A 25,919-nucleotide genomic window follows, 5' to 3' on the forward strand; every position below is an offset into this window, starting at 1 on the left:
ATAGCGTAGCTTGCGAGCTTGCTCGCTAGCGAAGCTTGGATGAGGGGACGCGCTATCGATAGCGGGACACCCTCACCCAGCTCCGACTAAGGCAGCAAGCTGCCAAGTCTGCGCAACCCTCTCCCACGGGGAGAGGGGAAGCAAGCCCTACGACTCAGCCTTCTTCTTTGCTGGGGCCTTCTTGGCGGCCGGCTTGGCCGGTGCTTCCTCGGCGGTCTCGGCCTGCTTGGCCGGAGCCTTCTTGGTTGCGGCCTTCTTCACCGGTTCGGCGGCTTCGGCCTTCGCATCCGCCTTTGCGGGCTCTACGTCGGCGTCGGTGACCTCGGTCGCCTTCTTCTTGGCAGGAGCCTTCTTGGCCGCGGCGGGCTTGTCGCCGTCTGCCTTCTTCGACTTGCGGGCGACCGGCTTGTCGTGATCGTGGGTGTGGGTGCCGGTGTCGAAGCCGTCCTCGCTCTCGATCGCGGCTTCCAGTTCCTCGCGGGTCACGCCGCGGTCGCTGATCTCCGCCTTGTCGAACAGGAAGTCGACGACCTTGTCCTCATAGAGTGGCGCGCGCAGCTGGGCGGCGGCCATCGGCTCCTGCTGGACATATTGGATGAAGCGTTCGCGCTGGTCGGGCGAATATTGCTGCGCGGCCTGCATGATGAGCTGGTTCATCTCGTTCTGGCTGACCTCGACGCCGTTGGCCTGGCCGATCTCCGACAGCAGCAGTCCAAGGCGCACGCGGCGCTCGGCGATCTTGCGGTAATCGTCCTTCTCGGCTTCCAGCTCGGCCAACGCCGCCTTGGGGTCTGCCTCGTGCTCGGTCTCGTGGACCAGTTGATGCCAGATCTGGTCGAACTCGGCCTCGACCATCGACGGCGGCACGGGGAAATCGTGGCCGGCGGCTAGCTGGTCGAGCAGCTTGCGCTTCATGTGGGTGCGGGTCAGGCCGTTCAGCTCCTGCTCCGCCTGGCCCTTCAGGATGCCGCGCAGCTGCTCCAGGCTCTCGAGGCCCAGGTTCTTGGCGAGCTGATCGTCGATCTTGCTCTCGCCGGCGACGCGCACGTCCTTGATCGTCAGGTCGAAGGTCGCGGCCTTGTCGGCCAGGGTCTTCGCGCCGTAATCCTCGGGGAAGGTGACGTTGATCTGGGTCTCGTCGCCCTTCTTCACGCCGACGAGCTGGTCCTCGAAACCGGGGATCAGGCGGCCCGAGCCGATCTCGACCGACATGTCCTCGCCGGTGCCGCCGTCGAAGGCGACGCCGTCGACCTTGCCGACGAAGTCCATGATGACGAGGTCACCGGTCTTCGCCTTGTGGCCCTTCTTGGCATCGTCATACGACTTCGAGCCCTGCGCCAGCTCGCCCAGGCGCGCTTCGATCGCGGCTTCGTCCGGCTCGACCGTCAGCCGCTCCAGCTTCAGCCCGTCGATCGACGGGGCGGGCACGTCGGGCAGCACTTCCAGCTCGACCTTCACCTCGGCGTCCTTGCCCGGCGCATAGTCGCCTTCGAGGCGGACCGACGGCTGCATCGCGGGGCGTAGCGCCTTGTCGGCCATCAACTGCTGGATGCCGGACTGGATCGCCGAGTTGAGAGCGTCAGCGGCGATCGCCTCGCCGTGCATCTTGCGCACCAGGTTCGCGGGCACCTTGCCGGGGCGGAAGCCGGGCATCCGCACCTGCGGCGCGATCCGCTTGACCTCGGCGTCGACCTTCGAATCGACATCCTTGGCGGTGATGGTCAGCGTATAGGCGCGCTTGAGGCCTTCGTTCAGCGTCTCGACGGTCTGCATGGTTGCGGCTTGCTTTCTCGACAATGGAAATCAGTGAAGGCGGCTTCGCCACCGCGCGATCACGTGGAGGGAGACTGGTGCGGGCGAAGGGACTCGAACCCCCACATCTTGCGATACTGGTACCTAAAACCAGCGCGTCTACCAATTCCGCCACGCCCGCGCGGCGGTGGAGCCGCCGGTTGCGCGCGGCTCTATAGCAAAGGCGCAGGACGGCGCAACCGCCGGGATTGGCGCGCGTTGGGGCAGGAAAGGAGACATGTTCCGATGCCCGTCGAACCGCCGATCCCCCAACCCGACGCTCCGCCGCCCGAAGCGCCGCCTCCGCCGGTGCCCGGCCAACCCGCACCGGGCCAGCCCGAGGCACCGCCGATGCCCGGCCAGCCGGGCCAGCCGACGGTCCCGCCGCCAGAGTTCTCTCCCCCCGTACCTAACATCGACGTGCCGTCACCGGGGACCATAGTCGGTTAGCGCCGGGCCTGCGCGCGAACCGCCTCCATTGCCGTGTCGCGACGGAGGACGCGAGCCATCGGATCGATCACTACATGGGCGCCGGCGGGAAGGGTAAGGCTGTCCCGCCCGCCCTCCATCGCCAGCCGGGTGACCTTGCCGTCCACCGCGACGTCGATCGGCATGGAAAAGGGATTGTCGCCCGCCACCTTCCACCCTAGCGTCAGCCGGTCGCCGTCGCGCGCCTCGATCAGTTCCGGGGGCCTCGCCGCGTTCAGATAGACATCGAAGAACCAGCCGTAACTGCCCCCCGTCACCTGATCGACCAGCCGGCGATACTCCGCCGTCGATCCGAACCGCGGTGCGAAATTGCCCGGTTTTGGATCGGGGCGGCCATAGACGGCGCGGCGCGTCACCTCCCAAAAGGCGGCGTCACCGATCAGTTCGCGCAGCGTGTGAAGGATCCACGATCCCTTCACGTAGACGTCGTTGTCCGGCACGTTGCCGCGATCGAAATAGGTCGCCCCGGTGGTGCGCGACGTGCCCGTCACGATCGGCACCCGGTTCATGATCTGTTCGCGCTGTTTCAGCATCATCGCCAGATAACGCGCGTCGCCTTCGCGCCAACGGCCGTAAAGCGGCTGCATATACTGGCCATAGCCCTCGTGCAGCCACATGTCGTCCCAATCGGACGCGGTCAGCTGGTTGCCGAACCATTCGTGCGCCAGCTCGTGGTGCAGCAGCCAGTCGAACCCCTCGGGCGCCTTTTTATAGGCATTGCCGTAAGCGTTGATCGTCTGGTGCTCCATGCCCAGGTGCGGCGTGTGGACGATGCCGACCTTTTCGTCGGGGAAGGGATAGGGGCCGACGACGCTCTCGTAGAAATCGAGCATCGGCGCGAGTTCGGCGAACAGCCCGCGCGCCTTGGCCTCGTCTCCGGGCAGATACCAATATTGCAGCGGATAGCTGTTGCCGAACCGGCTGCGATAGGTGCCGGTCAGCTCCTCATAGGGTGCGACGTTGAGCGCGATGGCATAGGTGTTGGGCCGCGCGACCGACCAGTGCCACGTCGTGCGGCCGTCGGGCAGCGTCTCGACACCCTTCAGCCTGCCGTTGGACGGCGCCTTCAGCCCCTTCGGCACGGTGATGCGCAGGTCCATCCGCGCCGGTTCGAACGTCGGCGAATCGATGCACGGCCAGAACAGGTCGCAGCCTTCGCCCTGAACGGCGGTGGCGATCCAGGGGCGACCGTCCGGCGTCTTCGTCCAGACGAACCCGCCGTCCCACGGCGCGCGCACCGCGACGTGGGGCGTCCCGCCATAGGCGATCGTCACCGCGAACCGCCGCCCGGCGGCGATCGGGGCGGGGAGGTTGACGAACAGACGACCTTCCGGATTTTCCCACGCCCCTCGCGGCAGCGGCCGTCCGTCGATCGAAATCGCGGAGACGGGCAGGTTGCGATCGAGGTCGATCGGCAGGCGGCTGACCGCCTGTTTCGCGGTGAAGGCGAGCGTCGCGGTGCCGGCGATCGCCGCACGCGCCGGGAACAGCTCGATCGCCAGATCGACCGTTTCCAGCGCCAGCTTTGCCTGGTCGGGATCGAGCGGCCCGCCCGACCGCGCGGTCTGTGCCGTGATCGGCGGCTTGCCGGCTTCCGCTGCGGCCGGCGTCGCCGCGGCCAGCGCCGCGGCGGCTGCCGCGAGGATCATGCGTAGGTGGCCTCGAACTTCGTCACCTGCAATTCATAGGCGGGGCGCAAATCCTGCAAGATCGCGATCTTCTGCGGAAACCGCGCTTCGCCGCTCGCGAGTTCGCCGGTCAGCGTGAAGCGTTCGGTCATCCTGGGACCGGGGCGGGGCGCATCGACGACGATGTCGATGATCGAGACCCGGTCGCCGTCGTAATAGAGCGTAGCTTCCGGAAATCCCGGCTGGGCGGACTTGCGCGCACCGGAAGATGCCGTCGATTGGCGACCCAGGCCGAGCATATAGGCATAGACGCCATATTGCTGGCGTTCGTGCGCGGCCTGTTGCGCGGACAGGTCCGTGCGCCGGCCACCCTGCGTCGAATAGGCTTCGTTGGGTTCGATCACCAGGGTGCGACGGTCCGCCGCGGGTTCGCCGACCACCCAGCTTTCGGAACGGACCCGGACGAAAGGTTCCATCGTCGTCGCGAAGCCGATTTCCACCCAGCCGCGATCACCGAAGTAGATCTTGCCGGTCCCCTCCCACCGTGCCGACTTGAGCTCGGTCCGGCGTCCGCGCCGCTGGCGGTCGCGGCGGTTCTGCGCCTCGGCGGCGTCGGCCAGGCCGATCAGCGGGATCGCCGCCAGCCCGGCCAGCAGCAGCCGGCGATTGATGCGATCGGTCGCGATCCCATATAGAGCGTGATCGCCGTCGAATTCGGATGGCCCCGGAGTATACATGAAGACTTCCTATCCCGTTCTGCCGCTGCGCGACATCGTCGTCTTTCCGCATATGATCGTGCCGCTGTTCGTCGGCCGGGACAAGTCCGTTGCCGCACTCGAAGCCGCGATGGCCGACGACAAGGAAATTCTGCTGATCGCGCAGCTTGATCCCGGCGAGGACGATCCCGGCCGCGACGACCTGTACGATATCGGCGTGACGGCGGAGGTGATGCAGCTGCTGAAGCTGCCCGACGGCACGGTGCGCGTTCTGGTCGCCGGCAAGGAGCGGGCGAAGCTGGAAACGCTGGAGGACGGGGCGACGCATCTGGTCGCGACGGTCAGCGCGGTCGTCGATGGCGAGGCGGAAGGCGCCGAGACAGCGGCGTTGATGCGCTCGGTCGTCGACCAGTTCGAGAATTACGCCAAGCTCAACCGCAAGCTGCCGGCGGAGACGGCGGTGCAACTGGGCGAGCTGGAGGACGCGGCGCGTCTGGCCGACGCGGTTGCCGGCAATCTGTCGCTCAAGGTCAGCGACAAACAGTCCCTGCTGATCGAGATCGATCCGCGCAAGCGGCTGGAGATGGTTTTCGCCTTCATGGAGGGTGAGCTCGGCGTGCTGCAGGTCGAGAAGAAGATCCGCAGCCGCGTGAAGCGACAGATGGAGAAGACCCAGCGCGAATATTACCTCAACGAACAGTTGAAGGCGATCCAGCGCGAACTGGGCAATGAAGGCGAGGAAGGCGAGGGCGACGAGGTCGCCGAGCTGACCCAGAAGATCGCCACGCTGAAGCTGTCGAAGGAAGCGCGGACCAAGGCGACCGCCGAGCTCAAGAAGCTCAAGACGATGGCGCCGATGAGCGCCGAGGCGACCGTCGTGCGCAATTATCTGGACGTGCTGCTCGGCCTGCCGTGGGGCAAGAAGTCAAAGATCAAGAAGGACATCGCGGCCGCCCAGGCGATCCTCGACGAGGATCACTATGCGCTCGAGAAGGTGAAGGACCGGATCGTCGAATATCTGGCGGTCCAGGCGCGCACCAACAAGCTGAAGGGGCCGATCCTGTGCCTGGTCGGCCCGCCGGGCGTCGGCAAGACGTCGTTGGGCAAGAGCATCGCCAAGGCGACCGGGCGCGAATTCATTCGCCAGTCGCTGGGCGGCGTGCGCGACGAGGCAGAAATCCGCGGCCACCGCCGTACGTACATTGGCTCGCTGCCGGGCAAGGTGGTGTCGAACCTGAAGAAGGCCGGCACCAGCAACCCGCTGTTCCTGCTCGACGAGATCGACAAGCTGGGCCAGGACTTCCGGGGCGATCCCGCTTCCGCGCTGCTCGAGGTGCTCGACCCCGAACAGAACAGCAAATTCAACGATCATTATCTGGAGATCGACATCGACCTGTCGGACGTCATGTTCGTGACGACCGCCAATTCGCTCAACCTGCCGCAGCCGCTGCTCGACCGCATGGAGATCATCCGGCTGGAGGGCTATACCGAGGACGAGAAGGTCGAGATCGCGACCCGCCACCTGATCGCCAAGCAGATCGAGGCGCATGGGCTGAAGGACGGCGAATTCACGCTAACCATCGAAGGCCTGCGCGCGCTGATTCAGCAATACACGCGAGAGGCGGGCGTCCGCACGCTGGAACGCGAGATCGCCAAGCTGGCGAGGAAGGCGCTGCGCCGCATTCTGGAGGGCAAGGCGGAGTCGGTTACGATCACGCCCGAAAACCTCCACGAATTCGCCGGGGTGCAGAAGTTCCGCCACGGCCTCGGCGAGGAGGAGCATCAGATCGGCGCGGTCACCGGCCTCGCCTGGACAGAGGTCGGCGGTGAGCTGCTGACGATCGAGAGCGTGACGGTGCCCGGCAAGGGCGCGATCAAGCTGACCGGCAAGCTGGGCGACGTGATGAAGGAATCGGCGGAAACGGCGATGAGCTTCGTCAAGGCGCGCGCGCCGTCCTATGGCATCAAGCCCAGCCTGTTCGGGCGCAAGGACATCCACGTTCACCTGCCCGAGGGCGCGGTGCCCAAGGACGGCCCTTCGGCGGGCATCGGGCTGGTCACCTCGATCGTCTCGACGCTGACCGGCGTTCCGGTGCGGCGTGAGGTGGCGATGACCGGCGAAGTGACGCTGCGCGGCCGCGTGCTGCCCATCGGGGGCCTCAAGGAAAAGCTGCTGGCGGCGCTGCGCGGTGGGATCACCACGGTGCTGATCCCGCAGGAGAACGAGAAGGATCTGGCCGAGATTCCGAACAATATCCGCGAAGGGCTTGAGATTGTGCCGGTCAAGCATGTCGACGAGGTGCTGCGCCTGGCGCTGACCGGCGAGCTGGCGGCGATCGACTGGACCGATGCCGACGAACTTGCGGCCATGCCGCCGCAGGGTGTGGCGACCGCCGGTGACGCGCTGCACCATTGAAAATTAGGCATGATTCCGTCGCAGGTGCGGCGGGATCATGCCGAAACCCTTTGACTCTCGCGGTTCGCGTCGCCTTACTGCGCCGCTGAGCGGCATCGGCCGCGAATCCTTCCACTGTCGCGTATTTCAAACGGGGGTTTTCAGCGCATGAACAAGCAGGAGCTGATCGGTCAGGTCGCCGAGGCGTCGGGCCTTGGCAAGGGCGACACGGCCAAGGCGGTCGAGGCTGTGTTCGACGTGATCTCGGCTGCGCTGAAGAAGGGCGACGAAGTGCGCCTGGTCGGTTTCGGCACTTTTTCGGTCAGCAAGCGCAAGGCATCGACCGGCCGCAACCCGCGCACCGGCGAGCCGATGACGATCAAGGCGTCGTCGCAGCCGAAGTTCAAGGCCGGCAAGGTGCTGAAGGATTCGGTCAACTAGGATCGGTCCGCCGGGGCTGGACAGGGGGCGGAACGCCCCCTAAAGGCCCGCTTCCCGCGTAAGGATGGGCGCGTAGCTCAGCGGTAGAGCACACCCTTCACACGGGTGGGGTCACAGGTTCAATCCCTGTCGCGCCCACCATCCTTCAAGAGCCCGCAGGTCGCGAGACCGGCGGGCTTTTTGGTAATTTCCATCGGGTGCGGGCCCTGGTCACCCACCTCCGGCGACGGCGAACGGATCAACCACCAGTTGCAGGCGTGGGTAGCGTTCGAGCCACCGCTTCGATCGCACCCTTTCGGCGAAGATGGACAGCTTTTCCGCGGCGAAGGCCGGGCCGGGCCGTAGCAGCAGATTGAACAGGTCGTGCGCACCGAAAGGCGCGGCGATGCGAACCGCACCCGCCTCATCGATGCGCGCGCCGGTGGCCGTCGCCGTTTCGGGCCAGTGCCGCATTGCATCCGCAGCCGAAGCATATGGAACGTCCGCATTGCGAAGGTGCATGCGCGCCTGGTTCTTCACAGACCACGCCAGGTGAGGACGCTGCCTGGACAGTCGCTGCTCGATTTCGCGATCGATGCTTTCGTCGCGCTGGTCTTCTCCAAACCAGATCACATCGACGTCGCCCAAAGGCGGCCTCACGGGGAAGCCATGGCAATGATCCCAAACGGCGTCACGGACAAATCCGGCCGCTATCCAGCAATCGGGCAGGTTCAAGCCGGCGACAATGGTCAGCGCTTCAAAGCGCAATGGATCGCGTCGCAGCAGGCTTTGCAAGTTCGCCAGATGCTCGCCCGATATTGTCATGCGGGATATCTGGCGAACCGGCCAGCCAGCCGCAAGGCGGGGTTCCACAAGCGGGCCGATGCGGGCCACCGCGTCACCCAACCGTAACACCAGCGTCACGAACCCGTCGCCGAACCTCAACGCCCGCGTCACATCCACCCCCTAGCGCGCCCTTCGAGGCCGGCAGGGGGAAGCCTGAGTCGGTCGCGGGGGGCGTTCCTGCTCCCCGTCCATCGCAATCCACGCGAAATCGACACGGGAGACGTCATGCGCAAGTTCAACCGCCTCGGGCTCGTCCTGCTTGGCTCCACGGCAGCCCTCGCCCTCGCCGGGTGCGATGGGGCGTCCAGCGTCGCCTCGCCGGGCGAAGGGACGATCGTGATCCCGGCGCCGGCGCCTACGCCGACGCCGACCCCTTCGACGCCCACCCCGACACCGGGCCAGGCCGCCGCAAGCTGTCCGTCGGGCACCAACGACGGCGGCGTCGTCGGCAATTTCCGCGCGTGCCGCCTGCCGTCGCTCATCACCGGCAACGTCAGCCTCGCGAAGCTGGCGGGCGTCGCCTATGAGATCAACGGCCGTGTGGATGTGGGCGTCGACGTCGGCGGGGCCGGCACCGCCAGCACCCAGACCGGCATCCTCAACATCGCGCCGGGCGTCGTCCTGTTCGCCAACACCACCAATGCCGACAACGACTATCTGATCGTCAACCGCGGCAGCCGCATCAATGCGGAAGGCACCGAAACACAGCCGATCATCTTCACCGCGCAGGCCAACCTGACCGGCGGCGTCACCGACGAATCGCAGGGCCTGTGGGGCGGCGTGATCCTGGCCGGCCGCGCGCCGATCTCGAACTGCAACACCAACGTGGCGGGCGGTTCGGTGAACTGCGAGAACGTCGTCGAGGGCACCGGCAACGCGCTCTACGGCGGCGCGACGCCGACCGACAGCTCGGGCGTGTTCCGCTATGTCCAGATCCGCTATTCGGGCACCGTCATCAGCCCGAACAACGAGCTGCAGGGCCTGACGCTGGGCGGCACCGGATCGGGCACCGTCATCGATCACGTCCAGATCCACAATTCGTCGGACGACGGCATCGAGATCTTCGGTGGCCGCACCAACCTGCGCTATCTTGTGATGACCGGCGCCGACGACGACAGCCTGGACGTCGATGTGGGCTGGCAGGGCCTGATCCAGTTCGTCATCGCGGTGCAGAAGCCGAACAACACCCAGACCGACAATTACGCGCTGGAAGGCGATTCGAACGGCAACGAGGATGCGCTGCCGCGCACCAACCAGCGGCTGGCGAACTTCACCTTCGTCCACACCTCGACCGCCACCAACGCGGCGATCCGCCTGCGCGGGGGGATGGATTCGACGATGGTCAACGGCATCGTCACCTCGCCGGTCGCCTGCCTCAACGTCGTCGCCGGCGAAACTTCGGCGACCGACAAGTCGACGATCCGCGCCGCCGATGCGACAAAGTCGGATGCCGGCCCGCCGGTGTTCAACTCGATCTTCTTCGCCTGCCAGTCTCTGGCGGCGCAGACGACCGTCAACAGCATCAGCGTGACGACCGCCGAACAGGCTGCGCTGGTTTCCGCCGGCACCAACAACACGCCGAACGGCACCGCGGCCAACGCGTTGCAGAACGGCTTCTATCCGTCGACCGCGGCGCTGGCGGTGACGCCGTTCAACGCGGCCACGCTGAACCCGTCGGGATCGGGATTCCTGGTCCAGACCAGCTACATCGGCGCGGTGTCCGGGCCGAATGACGCCTGGTTCCGGGGTTGGACCTGCAATTCCAACCGCGCGAACTTCGGCACGACCAGCGGCGCCTGCACCAGCGTGCCGAACTGACGCGTGTTTCCGGGGCGGCGTTCCCCAAGCCGCCGCCCCGGATCCCCTTCACGTCGAACCCCGGAAAGCACGCGTCCCATGAAGATTCTCGCCCTCTGCCTCGCCAGCTCGGCGCTGGTCGCCCCCGCGGCGCTGGCGCAGACGTCACCCCCGGCGACCCCGGCCTCGCCCGCCCAGCAAGATGTGCCACCGTCCGAGGAGGTGGAGATTTCCGCGCCGGGCATGCAGGTGACCGACGATATCGTCGTGGTCGGCCGGTTCATCCCGGATACCGTCCGCGCGACGCCGCAGGTGGTGTCGGTGCTGTCGGCGGCGGACATCGCGCGGACCGGCGAGGGCGACATCGCCGGCGCGCTTCAGCGCGTCACCGGCCTGTCGGTGCAGGGCAACGGCTTCGTCTTCGTGCGTGGCCTTGGCGATCGCTATTCGAGCGCGCTGCTCAACGGATCGCCGCTGCCCAGCCCGGAGCCGCTGCGCCGCGTGGTGCCGCTCGATATCTTCCCGACCAGCGTCATCGCCTCCAGCCTGGTGCAGAAGAGCTATTCGGCCAATTATCCCGGCGAATTCGGCGGCGGCGTCATCAATCTGACGACGCGCGCGGTGCCCAACAAGACGTTCGTCCAGCTCGGTGGATCGGTGAGCGCCGATACCGTCACCACCAGCGAACTCGGTTATGTTTATGACGGCGGCCGCTATGACTGGACCGGCTTCGATTCGGGCGAGCGGACGGTGCCGGGCTTCATCAGGCAGGCAGGCGCGGCCGGCGCGTCGGTGACGAACGCCGCCGACCTCATCACCATGTCCAACGCGCCGACCACGCTGCTGATGGAGAACGCGCAACTGCCGGCCAACTGGTCCGGTGACGTGAGCTTCGGCACGTCGGTGGATGTCGGCTCGGTCCGGCTGGGCGTGATCGGCGCCGGCGGAATCAGCAACGGCTGGCGCACACGCGACGCGGTGCAGCAGGTGACCGATGCGGCGTCGGGCGCGCTGGTGCGCGATTTCCGCACTGTGCTCACCGATCATCGGGCGATCGTGAATGGCCTGCTCGGCTTCGGCGCCGAATTCGGTGACCAGAAGATCCGCTGGACCAACCTCTACATCCACGACACGCTGAAGCAGGGGCGCCTGGCGAAGGGCAGCACCAGCAACATCGGTGTGCTGCCGGACGGCACCCAGCCGTTCATCGAACAGAACACCAACTGGTTCGAACGCCAGCTCATCAACAGCCAGATGGTCGGTGAGTTTAAGCTCGGTGCGGTGCGGCTGGACGTACGCGGCGGCTATGCCGAAACGCAGCGCAATTCGCCCTATGAGCGCGCCTTCACCTATATCTACAACCAGGCGGCCCGCGACTACGTCAACAACCTGTCGGGCCAGACGGGCGCGAGCGTCAACTTCTCGGAACTGAACGAGAGCCTGTGGTCGGGCCAGGCGGACCTGTCGTATCGCCTGCCGACGGCGCGGCCGATCACGGTTTCGGCCGGCTATTATTATGCCGATACCGATCGTTCCTCGACCCGCTACACCTTCCGGTACGAGATCGCCGGCGGCGCGACGCTTCATCCGATCGTGGCCCAGCTGCGGCCGGACTATCTGCTGTCCGATTCGACGATCCAGCATTTCGGCATCATCCTGCGCAACACGTCGACCGACCTCGGCACCGCGGCCTATGACGCGGAAATGACGATCCACGCCGGTTACGGCCAGATCGAGGCTGAGGTGATCGATGGCCTGCGTCTGAACGCAGGCGTACGCTACGAAAAGGCGGACGAGCGGGTGAGCACGGCGGGCGGCACGCGCAACACGTTGCTGTCGAACGACTATTGGCTGCCGGCGGCGACGGTCACCTGGAACTTCAAGGAGGACATGCAGCTGCGCCTGCACGGGTCGAAGACGATCGCCCGGCCGCAGTTCCGCGAGCTCGCGCCGCAGATTTACCAGGATTTCGAAAGCGACCGGCAGTTCTTCGGCAACCCGTTCCTGGTCGATTCGACGCTGTGGAATGCGGAAGGCCGGTACGAATGGTTCTTCGCCCGCGACCAGCGCTTCACGCTCGCGGGGTTCTACAAGAAGATCGACAGGCCGATCGAGGCGATCGCGTTCTTCCCGGCCGGCACCGACACGGTGCAGACCGGCTTCTCCAACGCACCGTCGGCCACGCTCTATGGCGGCGAAGTGGAGGTGCAGAAATATTTCCCGCTGTCCGGCGTGTTCGGTGGCGATTTCTTCGCGACCAAGCGGCTGCTGACGGTCGCAAACTACACCTTCACCAAATCGAACGTGGCGGCGGGCACCGAACTGGTGCCGGGTCCGATCCAGCCGACCACCGGCAACCCGATCCTGCAACCGGCCAACCTGCTGTTCCGCGACGGCGCGCCGATGGTCGGCCAGTCGGACCATCTGGTGAACCTGCAACTCGGCATAGAAGACACCGCGACGCTTTCGCAGTTCACGGTATTGCTGAACTACGCCAGCGACCGCGTCAGCAACCGCGGGCCGATCGCGGCGAGCGGCGGCGTGCGCCTGCCCGATTTCATCGAGCGGCCCGGCTTTCGCCTCGACCTGGTCGGGCGGCAGGGCTTCACGGTGCGCGGCGTGGAATTCGAGCTGAAGGCCGAAGCGCGCAACCTGACCGGGGCCGGATACCAGGAGTTTCAGGACTTCGGCGACGGCAAGCGCGTGGACGTCAACCGCTACCGTCTGGGCCGGGTGTTCTCGCTGGGTCTGAGCGCGAAGCTCTGACCGATGGGGGGTGGGGGCGACCGTCCCCCCCTTTGTCATTCCCGCGCAGGCGGGAATCCATTCTCGCTGAACGCCATCCGTCCCATCACGGTCAGCGACGATTGAGTCCCGCCTGTGCGGTAATGATGTTTCGAGCAGGAAGCTGGCTAACTTCCCGGTGCGTTCACCGCGGCCAGTGGCGCTCGCGGAACCACTTGGTGATGACGTATTTCGTGCCCTCGCGCACCTTCATGCCGTGGTGGAGTGTCGATGGGTTCACCCGACCGTCGGGGCGCAGGTTGTTCCACGCGACCAGCTTACCGGTTTCGGGCTGGATGATCTTGTCGATCGCCTTGAATCGGGTCGCGCCGCCTGCGCCGGGTTCGTTGAGGTAGATCATCACCGTCCAGGTGCGCTGGCCCGAGACGCTGCAATATTTCGCGAAGTCGACTCCGCGCGGCTCGAAATAGTCGGTGTGGCCCTTGAACTCCTGGCCGACCGCATAGCGCTGGCCCTGCATCGGCTCGCCGAACGCATTGTCGAGCCCGGTGAGCGCGTGGATACGGGCATCGACCTCCATCACGTCGGGATCGTCATAGGGCAGGTCGCAGGTCTCGCTGGTGCGGAACAGGTCGTCGCCGTTGTAGTCGGACACGGTGGAGGGGCGGCGATTGGCGTCGATCTTTCCGACAATTCGCGCACACAATTCGGCATCGAGGAAATTCTTGCGGAGGAACAGCGCGACCTTGGGACTGGGCACGCGCTGAACCTTCGGATCGGCCGCGATCCGATCGATCACGGGCTCTGAGGGGAAACCCGAGCCTTCGGCGGGGTTCACATGGATTTCGGCGGAGATGATGCGCATGGCCGTTTCCTAGCGCGGCATCTGACGCCTTGCCAGCCGCTCCGCGCGACGCTAAGCGCGCCCCTCCACGGCGATCGTAGTTCAATTGGTTAGAGCGTCGGCTTGTGATGCCGGAAGTTGCGGGTTCAAGTCCCGTCGGTCGCCCCATTTTCCGCCGCTGCCGTAAGGGCTGGCGCTTCCTTACGTAAAATAATATTACGTGCGACAGAAATTTCCTTTCTGTGGTGAGACGACTCATGGGCGCTGTCTGGGACCTTCGCGATTTCGACGAGCACGAAGGCGTGCACCTGTTTCGCGACGCCAGGAGCGGGCTGACCGCGGTGATCGCGGTGCATTCGACCGCGCTGGGGCCGGCCGCGGGCGGCGTGCGCTTCTGGCACTATGCCGATCACGAGAAGGCGGTGACCGATGCGCTGCGTCTGTCGCGGGGCATGAGCTACAAGAATGCGATGGCCGACCTGCCGCTGGGCGGTGGCAAGGGCGTGGTGCTGGCTCCCGAACGCGGCGCCGTCATCACCGAGGCGCAATTGCTCGCCTTCGCCGACGCGGTCGAATCGCTGGGCGGACGCTATGTCACGGCCGAGGACGTCGGCATGTCCGAGGCGCGGATGAAGGTCATCGCGACGCGCACCCGCCACGTCTCCGGCCTGCCGGTGGCGGAAGGCGGCGCGGGTGGCGATCCGGGACCGTTCACCGCGATGGGCGTCTATCTGGGCGTCAACGCAGCGGCGAAGCGCGCGCTGGGCGTAGACGGGATGAAGGACGTGCATGTCGCGATCCAGGGTGTCGGCAGCGTCGGCGGCGGGCTGGCGCGGCTGCTGGCGGCCGACGGCGCGCGGCTGACCATCGCCGACGTCAACGCCGATAGGGCAAAGGCGCTGGCCGACGAACTGGGCGCCGAAACCGCTGCGGCCGAAGCCGTGCTGGCGACGCCGTGCGACATTGTCAGCCCCAACGCGCTGGGCGCGATCCTGGACGAGGCGTCGATCGGCGCGCTCGACTGCAAGGCCGTGGCGGGCGGCGCCAACAACCAACTGAAAGAGGCGCCGCACGGCCGGTTGCTGGCCGATCGCGGTATTCTTTATGCGCCAGACTATGTCATCAATGCCGGTGGCATCATCAATGTCGGCCTCGAATATCTGGGGCAGGGCGACCGCGCCGAGGTGGAAGCCCGCATAGCGCGCATTCCCGACCGGCTGGGCGAGGTGTGGGATGAGGCCGAGCGTACCGGCCAGCCTTCCAGCGACGTCGCCGACGCCATCGCGCGCCGCCTGATCGGGCGCGGCTGAGCGGAACCATCGGCGGCACTGCTGGTTACGCCGCCGCAATGGATTTGCGGGGGACAGCCTCCGCGTGTGGAGGCGTTGTTCAATGCGTACCCGGATCGGGCTGGGCGGTGGCGCCGTCGCCCTTGCACTTTGCGCGGTCCCCGTGGCGGCGCAGGACGCCATCGAATCCGTCGATAAGCCGGGGGCGGTGGTCATCGCGCGGGCGGCGGTGACGCAACCCGAACCCGCTCCGCGCGAAATCGCGGTGGAAATCGCGGCTGTCCCCGCGGCTACGATGGTCGATCAGCCGCCATCCGGGGATATCGATCCCGCCGAGGCGGCAGAACCGACCGAATCGCGCCTGCCCGGCGACGCGATGAACTTCGGCCGGCGCGCAAAGGCGGTGAAGTGGGAAATCGGCGCGATCTTCGCGATCGTCACCGCCAAGAACCTGCCGACCGTGATCCGCGAGCCGCAGCCGTTCCGCTTCGTCGATGAAGGCTTTTTCGGCCGGAACACGGAACAGGCCGGGGTCGACAAGGTGGCGCATGCCTGGAACACCTATCTGTTCACGGACGTGCTGTACCGCCAGATCGCCGACAAGACCGGCGGCGGGCGCGGCGCCGCGCTGACCGCGGCGGCGCTGGGGCTGGGCCTGCAGACCTATACCGAGGTGTATGACGGCATTCATCGCGGGTCCGGCTTTTCGATGCAGGACATGCTGATGAACAGCATGGGCGCGGGCTTCTCGGTGTTGCGCCACACCGTGCCGGGCCTGCGCGAGAAGGTCGATTTCCGGCTGATGGCGGTGCCGACGTACAAGCTGATCCAGTTCGGTGGCGACAAGAGGTTCGAAAACCAGTGGTTCCTGCTCGCGCTCAAGGGCGCAGGCTTCAAGGGCGTGCGCGATACGCCGTTGCGATTCGTCGAGCTTCACGTCGGCTATCACGCCAAAAACTTCGCGCTTGAGGATCGGCTGGCCGGCAAGCCGCTTGAACGCAAGCCGTTTGTCGGCATCGGTTTGAACGTCACCGAACTGTTCCTGAAGGACCGGCGCGGCTCGCCGGCCGCCGTCGCGCGCGGCGCGCTGGAATACCTCCAGCCGCCCTATGTCGCGGTGCACGTCGATTGAAGCGAGAGATGCGCGCGCCGGGGTGACGCGGCGATGATTTCGCCTTATCGGCGGTGCCCGTGCCGAGTATCCACGCCCTAGCCAATCCCGCGCGCTTCCTGAAGATCGCCCGGCCGCTGACCCCGGTGCTGTTCTGGGCGGGCGTGGTGCTGGCCGCGATCGGCGCATGGGCCGGTCTGACGCAGACCCCGCCGGATTATCTGCAGGGCGACAGCGTGCGTATCCTGTATATTCACGTTCCATCCGCATGGCTGGGAATGGGCGGGTGGAGCGGGATCGCGATGTCCAGCATCGCCTATCTCGTCTGGCGGCATCCGCTGGCCAATATCGCCGCGCGTGCCATTGCGCCGGCGGGCGCGATGTTTGCCGGGCTGTGCCTGGCAACGGGTGCGATCTGGGGGCGGCCGACCTGGGGTACTTATTGGCAGTGGGACGGGCGGCTGACCTCGATGCTGCTGCTGTTCTTCGTCTATCTCGCCTATATCGCGCTCGCCCGTGCCGATGCGGATCGCGGCGGCGACGGGCGCATTCCAGCGCTGTTCGGGATCGCGGGCACGGTGCTGCTTCCCGTCATCCGCTATTCGGTGATCTGGTGGAACACGCTGCACCAGGGCCCCAGCATCACCCTGTCGGGATCGAGCATCGATGCCTCGCTGCTCTGGCCGCTGTGGTACACGCTTGCTGGGTTCAGCCTGTTCTTCGCCGCGGTCGTGTTGATGCGGATGCGCGCGATGCTCGCGGCGCAGCGGGTCGAGGCGCGGATGCGGCGGATGGCCGGGGCGGACGAGGGGCGGGCATGAACCACTGGCCGTTCATCGCCGCCGCCTATGCGCTGACGATTGTCGCGAGCGGCGGTCTCGCGTTTTCCGCCTTCCTGTCGATGCGTCGCGCGGAACGGGCGGCAGAGGATCTGCGCCGGCGATGAAGGCGAAGCACCAGCGACTGACGCTCGTCCTGCTTGCGCTGGCCGCGATCGTCGGGGCGGGACTGCTCGCGCTCTCCGGGCTGAAGGATCAGGCGGCGTTCTTCTATTCGCCCGCCGACCTCGCCGCCGCTGCCCCCGCGCCGGGGACCGCGATCCGGCTGGGCGGAATGGTGCAGGGCGGTTCCGTCAGGACATTGCCCGACGGTGTGACGACAGCCTTCGTCGTCGGTGACGGCATCGCCACCACCCCCGTCGCCTTCAAGGGCATCCTGCCCGACCTGTTCCGCGAAGGCAGCGGCGTGGTGGCCGAGGGGCATCTGGCCGCCGACGGCAGCTTCGTCGCGACCAACATCCTCGCCAAGCACGACGAACGCTATATGCCGCCGCAGATGGCTGGCAAGATGCACAAGACCGGGTCGCTGGACCAGTGATCGCCGAGGCCGGACTGGCCGCGCTGTGGCTTGCGGCAGCGCTGGCGCTGCTGCAACTCGTCGCGGCCGGGCTGGCGCTGGGGTTCCGGCGGGCGGAGATCGCGCAGGCGGTGAAGCCCGCCGCGATCGTCGGCGGGGCGTTGACCGCGCTGTCCTTCGCCTGCCTGATCGCGCTGTTCGTCACGTCGGACATGAGCGTGAAGCTGGTCGTTGAGAACAGCCATTCGGCCAAGCCGCTGCTCTACCGCTTTGCCGGCACATGGGGAAACCACGAAGGCTCGATGCTGCTGTGGGTGACGGTGATGGGGCTGGCCGGTGCCGCGATCGCGCGGTTCGAGCGGCGGCTGGAGGGGCGGACGCTGACTGCGACGCTGGGCGGGCAGGCGGCGATCGCGCTGGGCTTCTTCGCCTTCCTGCTGGCGGCGTCGAACCCGTTCGCCCGGGTGGATGTCGCGCCCGCCGACGGACTGGGGCTCAACCCCCTGTTGCAGGATCCCGGCCTCGCCTTCCACCCGCCCACGCTCTACGTCGGCTATGTCGGGCTGTCGGTGGCGTTTTCGTTCGCGATCGGCGCGCTGGTGACGCGCGACGTCGGCCCCGCCTTCGCTCGCGCGATGCGGCCGTGGGTGCTGATCGCGTGGATATTCCTGACGATCGGCATCACCGCTGGCAGCTACTGGGCCTATTACGAACTCGGCTGGGGCGGCTGGTGGTTCTGGGATCCGGTCGAGAACGCATCGCTGATGCCGTGGCTGGCGGCGACCGCGCTGCTCCATTCGGTGACGGTGCTGGCGACGCGCGACGGGCTGCGCGCGTGGACCGTCATGCTGGCGGTGGTGGCGTTCAGCATGTCGATGCTGGGCACCTTCCTGGTGCGATCGGGCATCCTGACCAGCGTCCACGCCTTCGCCGTCGATCCGGAACGCGGCACCTTCATCCTCGTCCTGCTCGCGATCTATATCGGCGGCGCACTGGCGCTGTTCGGCCTGCGCATCGGCGCAGTGCGCGCGGGGACCACCTTCGAGCCGCTGAGCCGCGAGGGTGCGCTGGTGGTCAACAACCTGCTGCTGACGGTGATCCTGGGTGTCGTGCTGATCGGCACGCTCTATCCGATCGTCGCGGCGTCGTTCGGCGCGCAGCTGTCGGTCGGCCCGCCGTTCTTCAACAGGACGACGGGTCCGGTCGCGCTGGCGATGTGTGTGGTGCTGGCGGCCGGGCCGCTGCTGCGCTGGCGGCGTGACCAGTGGGATGCCCTGCTCCAGCGGATGACCTGGCCGATCGCCACGGCGGCGTTCGCGCTGGCGGCGGCCTTCGCCTTCGCACCGTTTCCGGGCGTGCTGCCGTTCCTGGGGCTGGGTATCGCCGCCGGACTTGCGGTGGCGAGCGTCGCGCCGCTGTGGAAACGCGACCTGCGCCGCACGCCCTTGTTCACCTGGGGTATGGTGATCGGCCATCTGGGCGTCGCCGTCAGCCTGTTCGGCATGGCGAGCGATGCCGCCTTCACCCGTGAACGGCTGGTCGCGGCGGTGCCGGGGCAGATCATCGACATCGGCCCATTCGAAGTGACGTTTCGCGGCATCAAGCCGGTGATCGGCCCCAACTGGTCGGCGCTGGAGGCCCCGCTGGCGGTGCGACGCGGCGAGGGCAGGCTGTTTATCCTGCGCCCGCAGCAGCGCTTCTTCGCCAATCCGCCGACCACGACCAGCGAGGCGGCGATTTCCACCCGGCTCGACGGCCAGCTCTATGCCGTGCTGGGACAGGCCGATGCGGCCGGACGCTGGCAGTTGCGGCTGTGGTGGAAGCCGTTCGTGACGTTCATCTGGCTGGGCGGGGCGCTGATCGCGCTGGGTGGCGCGCTGTCGCTGGTCGGGCGCCTGCGGCGCGAGGGGCGCGCGGCGGCGCGGGAGGCATGGGTGTGAGGCGCTGGCTGATCTGGGCGCCTCTGCTGCTGTTCGCGGTCGTGCTGTGGTTCGCGGCTGGGCAGCTGCGCGCGCCCGCCGACCGCACCGTCCAGTCGGCGCTGGTGGGCAAGCCGCTGCCCGATTTCGCGCTGGAGCCGATGATCGCCGGCAAGCCCGGCGTCGCGGCTGCTGATTTCCGCAAGGGCGAGCCGCGGCTGCTCAACGTCTTCGCCAGCTGGTGCGTGCCGTGCATTGCCGAGGCGCCGCAGCTTCTGGAGCTGAAGCGGGCCGGAGTGCGGATCGATGCGATCGCGATCCGCGACAAGCCCGAGGCGGTCTCGCGCTTCCTTGCCAACTACGGCGATCCCTATGCCGCGATCGGCAGCGACGTGGCGAGCTCGGTCCAGCTCTCGCTCGGTTCGTCGGGGGTGCCGGAGACGTTCGTGATCGACGGATCGGGCCGGATCGCGATGCAGCATATCGGCGATATCCGTGCGGGCGACGTGCCGCGCATCCTGAAGGCGCTGGAGGCGGCGCGATGATCCGCCGCCTGCTGCCCCTGCTGCTGCCCGCATTTCTGATCGCCGCCGCCCCTGCGAGCATGGCCGACGTGCAATTGAAGGACGCGCGCGCCGAGGCGCAGGCCAAGGCGCTGATGGAGACGCTGCGCTGCCTGGTGTGCCAGGGGCAGTCGATCGCGGACAGCGATGCCGACATGGCCCGTGACATGCGCTCACTGGTGCGTCAGCGGATCGCGGCCGGCGAAACGCCCGAACAGGTACGCGGTTGGCTGGTCGAGCGATACGGCGACTACGTCAGCTACGATCCGCCGTTTTCGGGCGCGACTGCGGCTCTGTGGTTCACGCCGCTGCTGCTGCTCGTCGGTGGTATCGCCGTTGCGCGGCTTTCGTTCCGCCGGAGGCGCGGATGATCGGCTGGGTCATGCTCGTCGGGATGATGGCAGCCGCGTTCCTGCTGATGCTCCTGGCCGGGGCGCCGCGCGCGATGGCGTCGTTCGTCGGCGCCGCGCTGATGCTCGGTGCGGCGGGCTACGCGCTACAGGGACGCCCCGACCAGCCCGGCGCGCCGGTCGAGCCGGCGGCAAAGACGGGCAGCGTCGATCCGGGGCTGAGCCGGCTGCGGCTGGAGTTCTTCGGACGCTATACCGTGGCCGAGCCCTATTTCTTCGCGGGGGAGGCACTGACGCGCAGCGGTGCGTTGCAGAGCAGCGTCTCGCTCTATCTCGGCGCAGCCAACGCCTATCCTGACAGTGCCGCGCTGTGGACCGCGCTGGGCCAGGCCTATGCCGAGCATGACGGCAATACCGTGTCGCCGGCGTCACGCTTTGCCTTCGACCGGGCGATGCGGCTGGCGCCCGACCATCCGGGGCCGCCCTTCTTCCTGGGGATCGCGCTGGTCCGCGCGGGCGAGTTTCGCGAGGCGCAGCGCTGGTGGCGCCGCGCCTACGCACTTGCTTCGCCTGCCCGCGCATATCGCGGAGAAATCGGCCGCCGTTTGGAATTGCTCGACGCCTTCCTGTCGAGCCCGGCGGGCCGGACGGCGCGATAGCGGCCTCCGGCGCGGCGCGGATCAGCCGGTCCACGCCTCGTAGGCGAGGTCCAGATCGTCGGCGACCGCCTTGTAGGCGATCTTGCCCTTGTAGACGTTGAGGCCGGCGGCGAGGTGCGGATCGGCCTTCATCGCCGCTTCGGCGCCCAGATTGGCGAGCTTCAGCGCGAAGGGCAGGGTGGCGTTGTTGAGCGCAAATGCAGACGTGCGCGCGACCGCGCCGGGCATGTTGGCGACGCAATAATGGATCACGCCGTCGACTTCGAACACCGGGTCCTGGTGCGTCGTCGCATGGCTGGTCTCGAAACAGCCGCCCTGGTCGATCGCGATATCGACCAGCACCGCGCCGCGCTTCATCGTCCTGACCATCTCGCGCGTGACCAGCTTGGGCGCCGCCGCGCCGGGCACCAGCACCGCGCCGATGACCAGATGGGCCTGCTTCACCGCCGCCGCGATCGCCGATTTCGACGCATAGGCGGTCTTGATCTGCGAGGAAAAGAACATGTCGAGTTCGGCGAGGCGATCGCTGTTGATGTCGTAGATCGTCACGTCGGCGCGCATGCCGACCGCCATCTGCGCGGCGTTGACGCCAGACACGCCGCCGCCGAGGATCGCGACCTTCGCCGGCGCCACGCCGGGCACGCCGCCCAGCAGCACGCCGCGGCCGCCCTGTTCCTTTTCCAGATAGTGCGCGCCGACCTGCACCGACATGCGGCCGGCGACTTCCGACATCGGCTTCAGCAGCGGCAGGCCGCCCGACCGGCCGGTCACCGTTTCATAGGCGATGCAGGTCGCACCCGACTTCATCAGCCCCTCGGCCTGCGGCTTGTCGGCGGCGAGGTGGAGGTAGGTGAACAGCGTGTGGCGCGGTTCGAGCAGGGCGATCTCCTGCGCCTGCGGTTCCTTCACCTTCACGATCATGTCGGACTGGGCGAACACCTCCGCCGCCGTGCCGACGATGCGGGCGCCGACATCGACGTAATCCTGGTCCTCGAAATCGATGCCCGATCCCGCCTTCGTCTCCACGATCACCTCGTGGCCGGCAGCGACCAGCTCGGCAACCGACGGGGGCGTCAGGCCGACGCGATATTCGTGGTTCTTGATCTCCTTGGGAACACCGACGCGCATCCTGTCTCTCCCTGTCTCTATCGCGCTATCGCGAAAGGCCTATCGCAACAAAATATACGATTCTGGGTACGTAATCTTTGCAAAGTCCGCGATGGATAGGCGGTTTGCTGCATGATATCGCCATATGCGTCCAGCAAGTTGGAAGAACCATGCAAACAGATCGAATCGACCGCGCGATCCTGCGCATCGTCGCCGATGATGCCCGACTGTCGGTCAGCCAGATCGCCGTGCGGGTCGGGCTGTCGCAGTCGGCGTGCACGCGGCGGATGCAGGCCCTCGAAGGCGCCGGACAGATTCGCGGTTATGGCGCGCGACTCGGGCGGCGCGCGCTGGGTTTCAAGGTGCGCGCGCTGGTCGACATCACCCTGTCCACCCAGGTCGAGGAGGATCTGGCCGCGTTCGAGCGCGCGGTTGGGGCGATCGACGGCGTGGTCGGCTGCGCGCTTGTCTCGGGTAATCAGGACTATCGGCTCCAGATCCTCTGCCGCGACCTCGACGACTATGAGCGCCTGCACCGCGAGCATCTCGGCTGCCTGCCCGGCGTGCTGACCATCGCCAGCAGCTTCGTGCTGCGCGAGGTGCCGACACGCAGCGAGGCGGACGCGATCTTCGGTGCGGGTTGAACCCGCAATCGACTCATTGCGGGCCAATCGACGGAGTGCTAGGCGGCGCGGCTTGAGCCAACTTGAGGCACAACAGGTCGTGACCATGACCGTCAACGCCGGCGCGCCGGCCCAGGATCGTACCCGGTGAGCGCCGCGCTCTCCGCCGAACCGAACCCCACCGACAGCGAGACCGATCCCCAGTCCCATGCGAAGCAGGGACTGGCGAGGCTCGCGGTCGGTGCGATCGGCGTCGTCTATGGCGATATCGGCACCAGCCCGCTCTATGCGATGCGCGAGGTGTTCGTCGGCCATCACGAGATCGCGGTCGATCCGCTGCACATCTTCGGCGTTGTCAGCCTGATGTTCTGGTCTCTGATCCTGATCGTCACGCTGAAGTATGTCGTGCTGCTGCTACGCGCCGACAACAACGGCGAGGGCGGCAGCCTGGCGCTGCTGGCGTTCATCCAGCGAGAGAGCGGGACGGGCAAGCGCTGGGGCACCAGCCTGGTGATCCTGGGCGTGCTGGCGACGGCGCTGTTCTTCGGGGATTGCATGATCACACCCGCCATATCGATCCTGTCGGCGGTTGAGGGGTTGGAGACGGTGCATCCCGGGTTCAGCGGCTGGGTGATCCCGATCGCGATCGGACTTATCATCGCGCTTTTCTCGATCCAGTCGATCGGCACGGCGGGGGTCGGAAGGTTGTTCAGCCCGATCATGCTGGTCTATTTCGGCACGCTCACGGTGCTCGGGCTGATCAATATTGCCGATCGGCCCGACGTGCTTATGGCGCTCGATCCTCGCTGGGCGGTGCGCTTCGCGATCACCGACGGGTTTCTTGCGTTTCTCGCGCTCGGATCGGTGGTGCTGTGCGTGACCGGGGCCGAGGCGATCTATGCCGATATGGGGCATTTCGGACGGCGGCCGATCCAACTTGCCTGGGCAGGCGCGGTGCTGCCGGCGCTCATCATCAACTATCTGGGGCAGGGCGCGTTGTTGCTCGCCAATCCGGCGGCGGCGAGCAATCCGTTTTTCTTCATGGCGCCCGACGAGTTCCGCCTGCCACTTGTCATTCTGGCGACGCTGGCAACGATCATCGCCAGCCAGGCCGTCATCACCGGTGCTTTCTCGGTGGTCCAGCAGGCGGTACAGCTCGGGCTGATGCCGCGCATCCGCATCGATCATACATCGGCGTCGGCGGCGGGCCAGATTTACATTCCCAGCATCAACTGGGCGCTGGGCATCATGGTCGTGCTGCTGATCCTCGGCTTCAAGGAATCGTCCAACCTCGCCGCCGCCTATGGCATCGCGGTTACCGGCACGATGTTCATCACCACCTGCATGCTGGCGGTGCTGTTCCGCCGGGTGTGGAACTGGCCGATCTGGGCAGTGGCGGTTTTCGTCGCGGTCTTCATCGTGATCGACGGGCTGTATTTCGCCTCGAACCTGACGAAGGTGCCCGATGGCGGATGGTTCCCGCTGCTGATCGGTATCGTCTGCTTCATCATGCTGACCACCTGGGCGCGGGGACGCCAGCTGATGATCGACCGGCTGCGCGAGGCGGCGATGCCGGTCAAGATCTTCATCCAGTCCGCAGCCGGATCGGCGACGCGGGTGCCCGGCACCGCCGTGTTCATGACGTCTGCGGCGGACGGCGTGCCCCACGCGCTGCTCCACAACCTCAAGCACAACAAGGTGATCCACCAGCGCATCGTGCTGCTGACGGTGAAGATCGCCGACGTGCCGTTCGTGCCCGACGCGAAGCGCGTGACGCAGGAGGACCTGGGCCAGGGATTCCATCGCATAATCCTGAAGTTCGGTTTCATGCAGGAACCTGACGTGCCCGCCGCGCTGAAACTGGCCCGGCATTGCGGCGGTGAATTCAGGATGATGGACACCAGCTTCTTCCTGGCGCGGCAGACGCTGCTCGCGTCCGACAAGCCGGCGATGATGCTGTGGCGCGAGAAGTTGTTCGCCTGGATGCTGCGCAACGCCGAAAGCGCGATGGAATTCTTCCGCCTGCCCACCAACCGCGTGGTCGAACTGGGCAGCCAGGTGGAAATCTGACGCGGACGGGCTAGGGGAGGATCATGCCCCAGCCCGTCAACATCCTTCACCTTCATTCCAGCTTCTCGCTCGGCGGCAAGGAGGCGCGGGCGGTGCGGTTGATGAACGCGTTCGGGGATCGGGCGCGGCACACGATCGTCTCTGGCGTGCCCGACCAGCTCGGCGCGCGCGCGGCGATCGCCAAGGGCATCAAATACGAGATCGCGCAGGACCCGCCGCCGCTGACCGGCAAGCCAAGCGTCACGCGGTTCGAGGCGATCGCGAAGTACATGAGCCGGTTCGACCTGGTGCTGACCTATAACTGGGGCGCGATCGACGGCGTGATGGCCAAGCGCGTGTTCGCAAAGGGGACGCCCCCGCTGATCCATCACGAGGACGGCTTCAACGCCGACGAGGCGGTGCGGCTCAACCGGATGCGCAACGTCTACCGTCGCTTCGCGTTGCCCGCTGCGCGGGCGCTGGTGGTGCCCAGCCATGTGCTCGAAGGCATCGCGCTCGATGTGTGGAAACAGCCGGCCGCCAGGGTGTGCCGCATCTCCAACGGCATCGCCACCATGGCCTATGCCGGCAAGCCCGATCCCAAAGCCATTCCCGGTTTCGTGAAGCGCAGGGGCGAACTGGTGATCGGCACCGTCGCCGGCCTGCGCGAGGTGAAGGATCTGCCGCTGCTGGTTCGCGCGGTCGGCGGATTGCCGGGCAAGGTCCGCTTGGTGATCGTCGGCGAGGGGCCGGAGGAACAGGCGATCCGCGACGCGGCCGACGCGATGTTCCTGGGCGATGTGCTGGTGATGCCTGGTTTCCTGCGTGATCCGCATCGCTACATGGGGCTGTTCGACGTGTTCGCGCTGTCCTCCCGCAGCGAGCAGCAGCCGATTGTGGTGATGGAAGCGATGGCGGCGGGCCTGCCGATCGTCTCGCCGCCGGTCGGCGACGTGCCCCGCATGGTGAGCGAGGACAACCGCCCGTACCTGACGCAGGACCGGTATGAGGTGACGCTGCGCGACCGCATGAAATGGTTGCAGGACAGCCCGCAGAACCGTGCCGCGATCGGCTGGGCCAACCAGCAGCGCGCGCGTGCTGAGTTTGACGAAAGCGCGATGATCGCCGCCTATGCGAAACTCTATGCCGAGGCGATCGGCCGCCCCGGCGCGCTGGGCTGATTATCCTCGCCATTGCGGCGCGTTAGGTCTAGGGGCGGAAA

General features: G+C 66.7%; 22 protein-coding genes and 3 tRNA genes. 18 read left to right on the forward strand and 7 right to left on the reverse strand.

The genetic code is table 11. From position 1 onward, the window contains the following. Positions 1–147: 147 nt before the first annotated feature. From tig to VYI76_RS06995, 4 genes are all read right to left on the reverse strand, one after another. On the reverse strand, positions 148–1,773 hold the full coding sequence (tig, locus tag VYI76_RS06980) for a trigger factor (RefSeq protein WP_326524051.1): 1,626 nt from the start codon (positions 1,771–1,773) through the stop codon (positions 148–150). A gap of 75 nt (positions 1,774–1,848) precedes the next feature. After that, positions 1,849–1,933: transfer RNA gene (locus tag VYI76_RS06985), tRNA-Leu, on the reverse strand. Positions 1,934–2,237: 304 nt separating this feature from the next. Beyond that, positions 2,238–3,929 carry a M1 family metallopeptidase gene (locus tag VYI76_RS06990; protein WP_326524052.1) on the reverse strand — a complete coding sequence of 564 codons (1,692 nt, stop codon included), beginning with the start codon at positions 3,927–3,929 and terminating at the stop codon, positions 2,238–2,240. After that, positions 3,926–4,645 (reverse strand): hypothetical protein, encoded by a 720-nt coding sequence (locus VYI76_RS06995; RefSeq protein ID WP_326524053.1) that lies wholly within the window; start codon positions 4,643–4,645, stop codon positions 3,926–3,928. The genes VYI76_RS06990 and VYI76_RS06995 overlap by 4 nt, the downstream gene beginning before the upstream one ends. Here VYI76_RS06995 and lon point away from each other — a divergent pair. The 3 genes from lon to VYI76_RS07010 all read left to right on the forward strand — a co-directional run bounded on the left by lon (position 4,644) and on the right by VYI76_RS07010 (position 7,601). Continuing rightward, positions 4,644–7,040: an endopeptidase La gene (gene lon / locus VYI76_RS07000; protein ID WP_326524054.1), complete on the forward strand. Its 2,397-nt coding sequence runs from the start codon at positions 4,644–4,646 to the stop codon at positions 7,038–7,040. The two genes, VYI76_RS06995 and lon, sit on opposite strands and share 2 nt — an antisense overlap. 147 nt (positions 7,041–7,187) lie before the next feature. Further along, positions 7,188–7,460, forward strand: a complete 273-nt coding sequence (locus VYI76_RS07005) for an HU family DNA-binding protein (RefSeq protein ID WP_326524055.1) — start codon at positions 7,188–7,190, stop codon at positions 7,458–7,460. Between the two features lie 66 nt (positions 7,461–7,526). Continuing rightward, positions 7,527–7,601, forward strand: a tRNA-Val gene (locus tag VYI76_RS07010). 69 nt (positions 7,602–7,670) lie between these two features. On the opposite strand, the gene VYI76_RS07015 is transcribed toward VYI76_RS07010, so the two are convergent. Next, on the reverse strand, positions 7,671–8,396 hold the full coding sequence (locus VYI76_RS07015; RefSeq protein ID WP_326524056.1) for a nucleotidyltransferase family protein: 726 nt from the start codon (positions 8,394–8,396) through the stop codon (positions 7,671–7,673). A 114-nt stretch (positions 8,397–8,510) separates the two neighbouring features. Between VYI76_RS07015 and VYI76_RS07020 the strand changes: the two genes are divergently transcribed. Both VYI76_RS07020 and VYI76_RS07025 read left to right on the forward strand, forming a co-directional pair. Next, positions 8,511–10,103, forward strand: coding sequence for a hypothetical protein (locus VYI76_RS07020; protein WP_326524057.1), 1,593 nt, complete (start codon positions 8,511–8,513; stop codon positions 10,101–10,103). A 78-nt stretch (positions 10,104–10,181) separates the two neighbouring features. After that, positions 10,182–12,848, forward strand: coding sequence for a TonB-dependent receptor domain-containing protein (locus VYI76_RS07025; protein WP_326524058.1), 2,667 nt, complete (start codon positions 10,182–10,184; stop codon positions 12,846–12,848). Between the two features lie 163 nt (positions 12,849–13,011). Here VYI76_RS07025 and VYI76_RS07030 read toward each other — a convergent pair whose 3' ends face one another. Beyond that, positions 13,012–13,692, reverse strand: a complete 681-nt coding sequence (locus tag VYI76_RS07030; protein WP_326524059.1) for a prolyl hydroxylase family protein — start codon at positions 13,690–13,692, stop codon at positions 13,012–13,014. A 70-nt stretch (positions 13,693–13,762) separates the two neighbouring features. Between VYI76_RS07030 and VYI76_RS07035 the strand changes: the two genes are divergently transcribed. From VYI76_RS07035 to VYI76_RS07080, 10 genes are all read left to right on the forward strand, one after another. Beyond that, positions 13,763–13,839, forward strand: a tRNA-His gene (locus VYI76_RS07035). Between the two features lie 89 nt (positions 13,840–13,928). Then, entirely contained in the window at positions 13,929–14,981 is a 1,053-nt protein-coding gene (locus VYI76_RS07040; protein WP_326524060.1) for a Leu/Phe/Val dehydrogenase, read from the forward strand. 82 nt (positions 14,982–15,063) lie between these two features. Next, positions 15,064–16,092 carry a DUF2279 domain-containing protein gene (locus tag VYI76_RS07045; RefSeq protein WP_326524061.1) on the forward strand — a complete coding sequence of 343 codons (1,029 nt, stop codon included), beginning with the start codon at positions 15,064–15,066 and terminating at the stop codon, positions 16,090–16,092. 59 nt (positions 16,093–16,151) lie between these two features. Beyond that, the gene (gene ccmC, locus VYI76_RS07050; protein ID WP_326524062.1) at positions 16,152–16,892 is read left to right on the forward strand and encodes a heme ABC transporter permease CcmC; all 741 of its coding nucleotides are present in this window, start codon (positions 16,152–16,154) and stop codon (positions 16,890–16,892) included. Further along, on the forward strand, positions 16,889–17,017 hold the full coding sequence (ccmD, locus tag VYI76_RS07055) for a heme exporter protein CcmD (RefSeq protein ID WP_326524063.1): 129 nt from the start codon (positions 16,889–16,891) through the stop codon (positions 17,015–17,017). Before ccmC ends, ccmD begins: the two co-directional genes overlap by 4 nt. After that, entirely contained in the window at positions 17,014–17,448 is a 435-nt protein-coding gene (ccmE, locus tag VYI76_RS07060; RefSeq protein ID WP_326524064.1) for a cytochrome c maturation protein CcmE, read from the forward strand. The genes ccmD and ccmE overlap by 4 nt, the downstream gene beginning before the upstream one ends. Beyond that, positions 17,445–19,367, forward strand: a complete 1,923-nt coding sequence (locus tag VYI76_RS07065; protein ID WP_326524065.1) for a heme lyase CcmF/NrfE family subunit — start codon at positions 17,445–17,447, stop codon at positions 19,365–19,367. The genes ccmE and VYI76_RS07065 overlap by 4 nt, the downstream gene beginning before the upstream one ends. Beyond that, positions 19,364–19,891 (forward strand): redoxin family protein, encoded by a 528-nt coding sequence (locus tag VYI76_RS07070; protein ID WP_443018915.1) that lies wholly within the window; start codon positions 19,364–19,366, stop codon positions 19,889–19,891. The genes VYI76_RS07065 and VYI76_RS07070 overlap by 4 nt, the downstream gene beginning before the upstream one ends. After that, complete coding sequence (locus tag VYI76_RS07075) at positions 19,888–20,280, forward strand: cytochrome c-type biogenesis protein (RefSeq protein WP_326524067.1); 393 nt, start codon at positions 19,888–19,890, stop codon at positions 20,278–20,280. The genes VYI76_RS07070 and VYI76_RS07075 overlap by 4 nt, the downstream gene beginning before the upstream one ends. Next, positions 20,277–20,918, forward strand: a complete 642-nt coding sequence (locus VYI76_RS07080; RefSeq protein WP_326524068.1) for a tetratricopeptide repeat protein — start codon at positions 20,277–20,279, stop codon at positions 20,916–20,918. Before VYI76_RS07075 ends, VYI76_RS07080 begins: the two co-directional genes overlap by 4 nt. A 21-nt stretch (positions 20,919–20,939) precedes the next feature. Here VYI76_RS07080 and ald read toward each other — a convergent pair whose 3' ends face one another. Further along, on the reverse strand, positions 20,940–22,046 hold the full coding sequence (ald, locus tag VYI76_RS07085; protein WP_326524069.1) for an alanine dehydrogenase: 1,107 nt from the start codon (positions 22,044–22,046) through the stop codon (positions 20,940–20,942). Between the two features lie 149 nt (positions 22,047–22,195). Between ald and VYI76_RS07090 the strand changes: the two genes are divergently transcribed. From VYI76_RS07090 to VYI76_RS07100, 3 genes are all read left to right on the forward strand, one after another. Then, positions 22,196–22,669: an Lrp/AsnC family transcriptional regulator gene (locus tag VYI76_RS07090; RefSeq protein WP_326524070.1), complete on the forward strand. Its 474-nt coding sequence runs from the start codon at positions 22,196–22,198 to the stop codon at positions 22,667–22,669. A gap of 201 nt (positions 22,670–22,870) precedes the next feature. Next, positions 22,871–24,718 carry a potassium transporter Kup gene (locus tag VYI76_RS07095; protein ID WP_326525053.1) on the forward strand — a complete coding sequence of 616 codons (1,848 nt, stop codon included), beginning with the start codon at positions 22,871–22,873 and terminating at the stop codon, positions 24,716–24,718. A gap of 23 nt (positions 24,719–24,741) precedes the next feature. Continuing rightward, a complete protein-coding gene (locus VYI76_RS07100) occupies positions 24,742–25,878 on the forward strand; it encodes a glycosyltransferase family 4 protein (protein WP_326524071.1) in 1,137 nt (378 codons plus the stop codon). The last annotated feature ends 41 nt before the right edge of the window (positions 25,879–25,919 follow it).

The sequence above is a fragment of the Sphingomonas sp. genome (assembly GCF_035910975.1).
Classification (GTDB): domain Bacteria; phylum Pseudomonadota; class Alphaproteobacteria; order Sphingomonadales; family Sphingomonadaceae; genus Sphingomonas.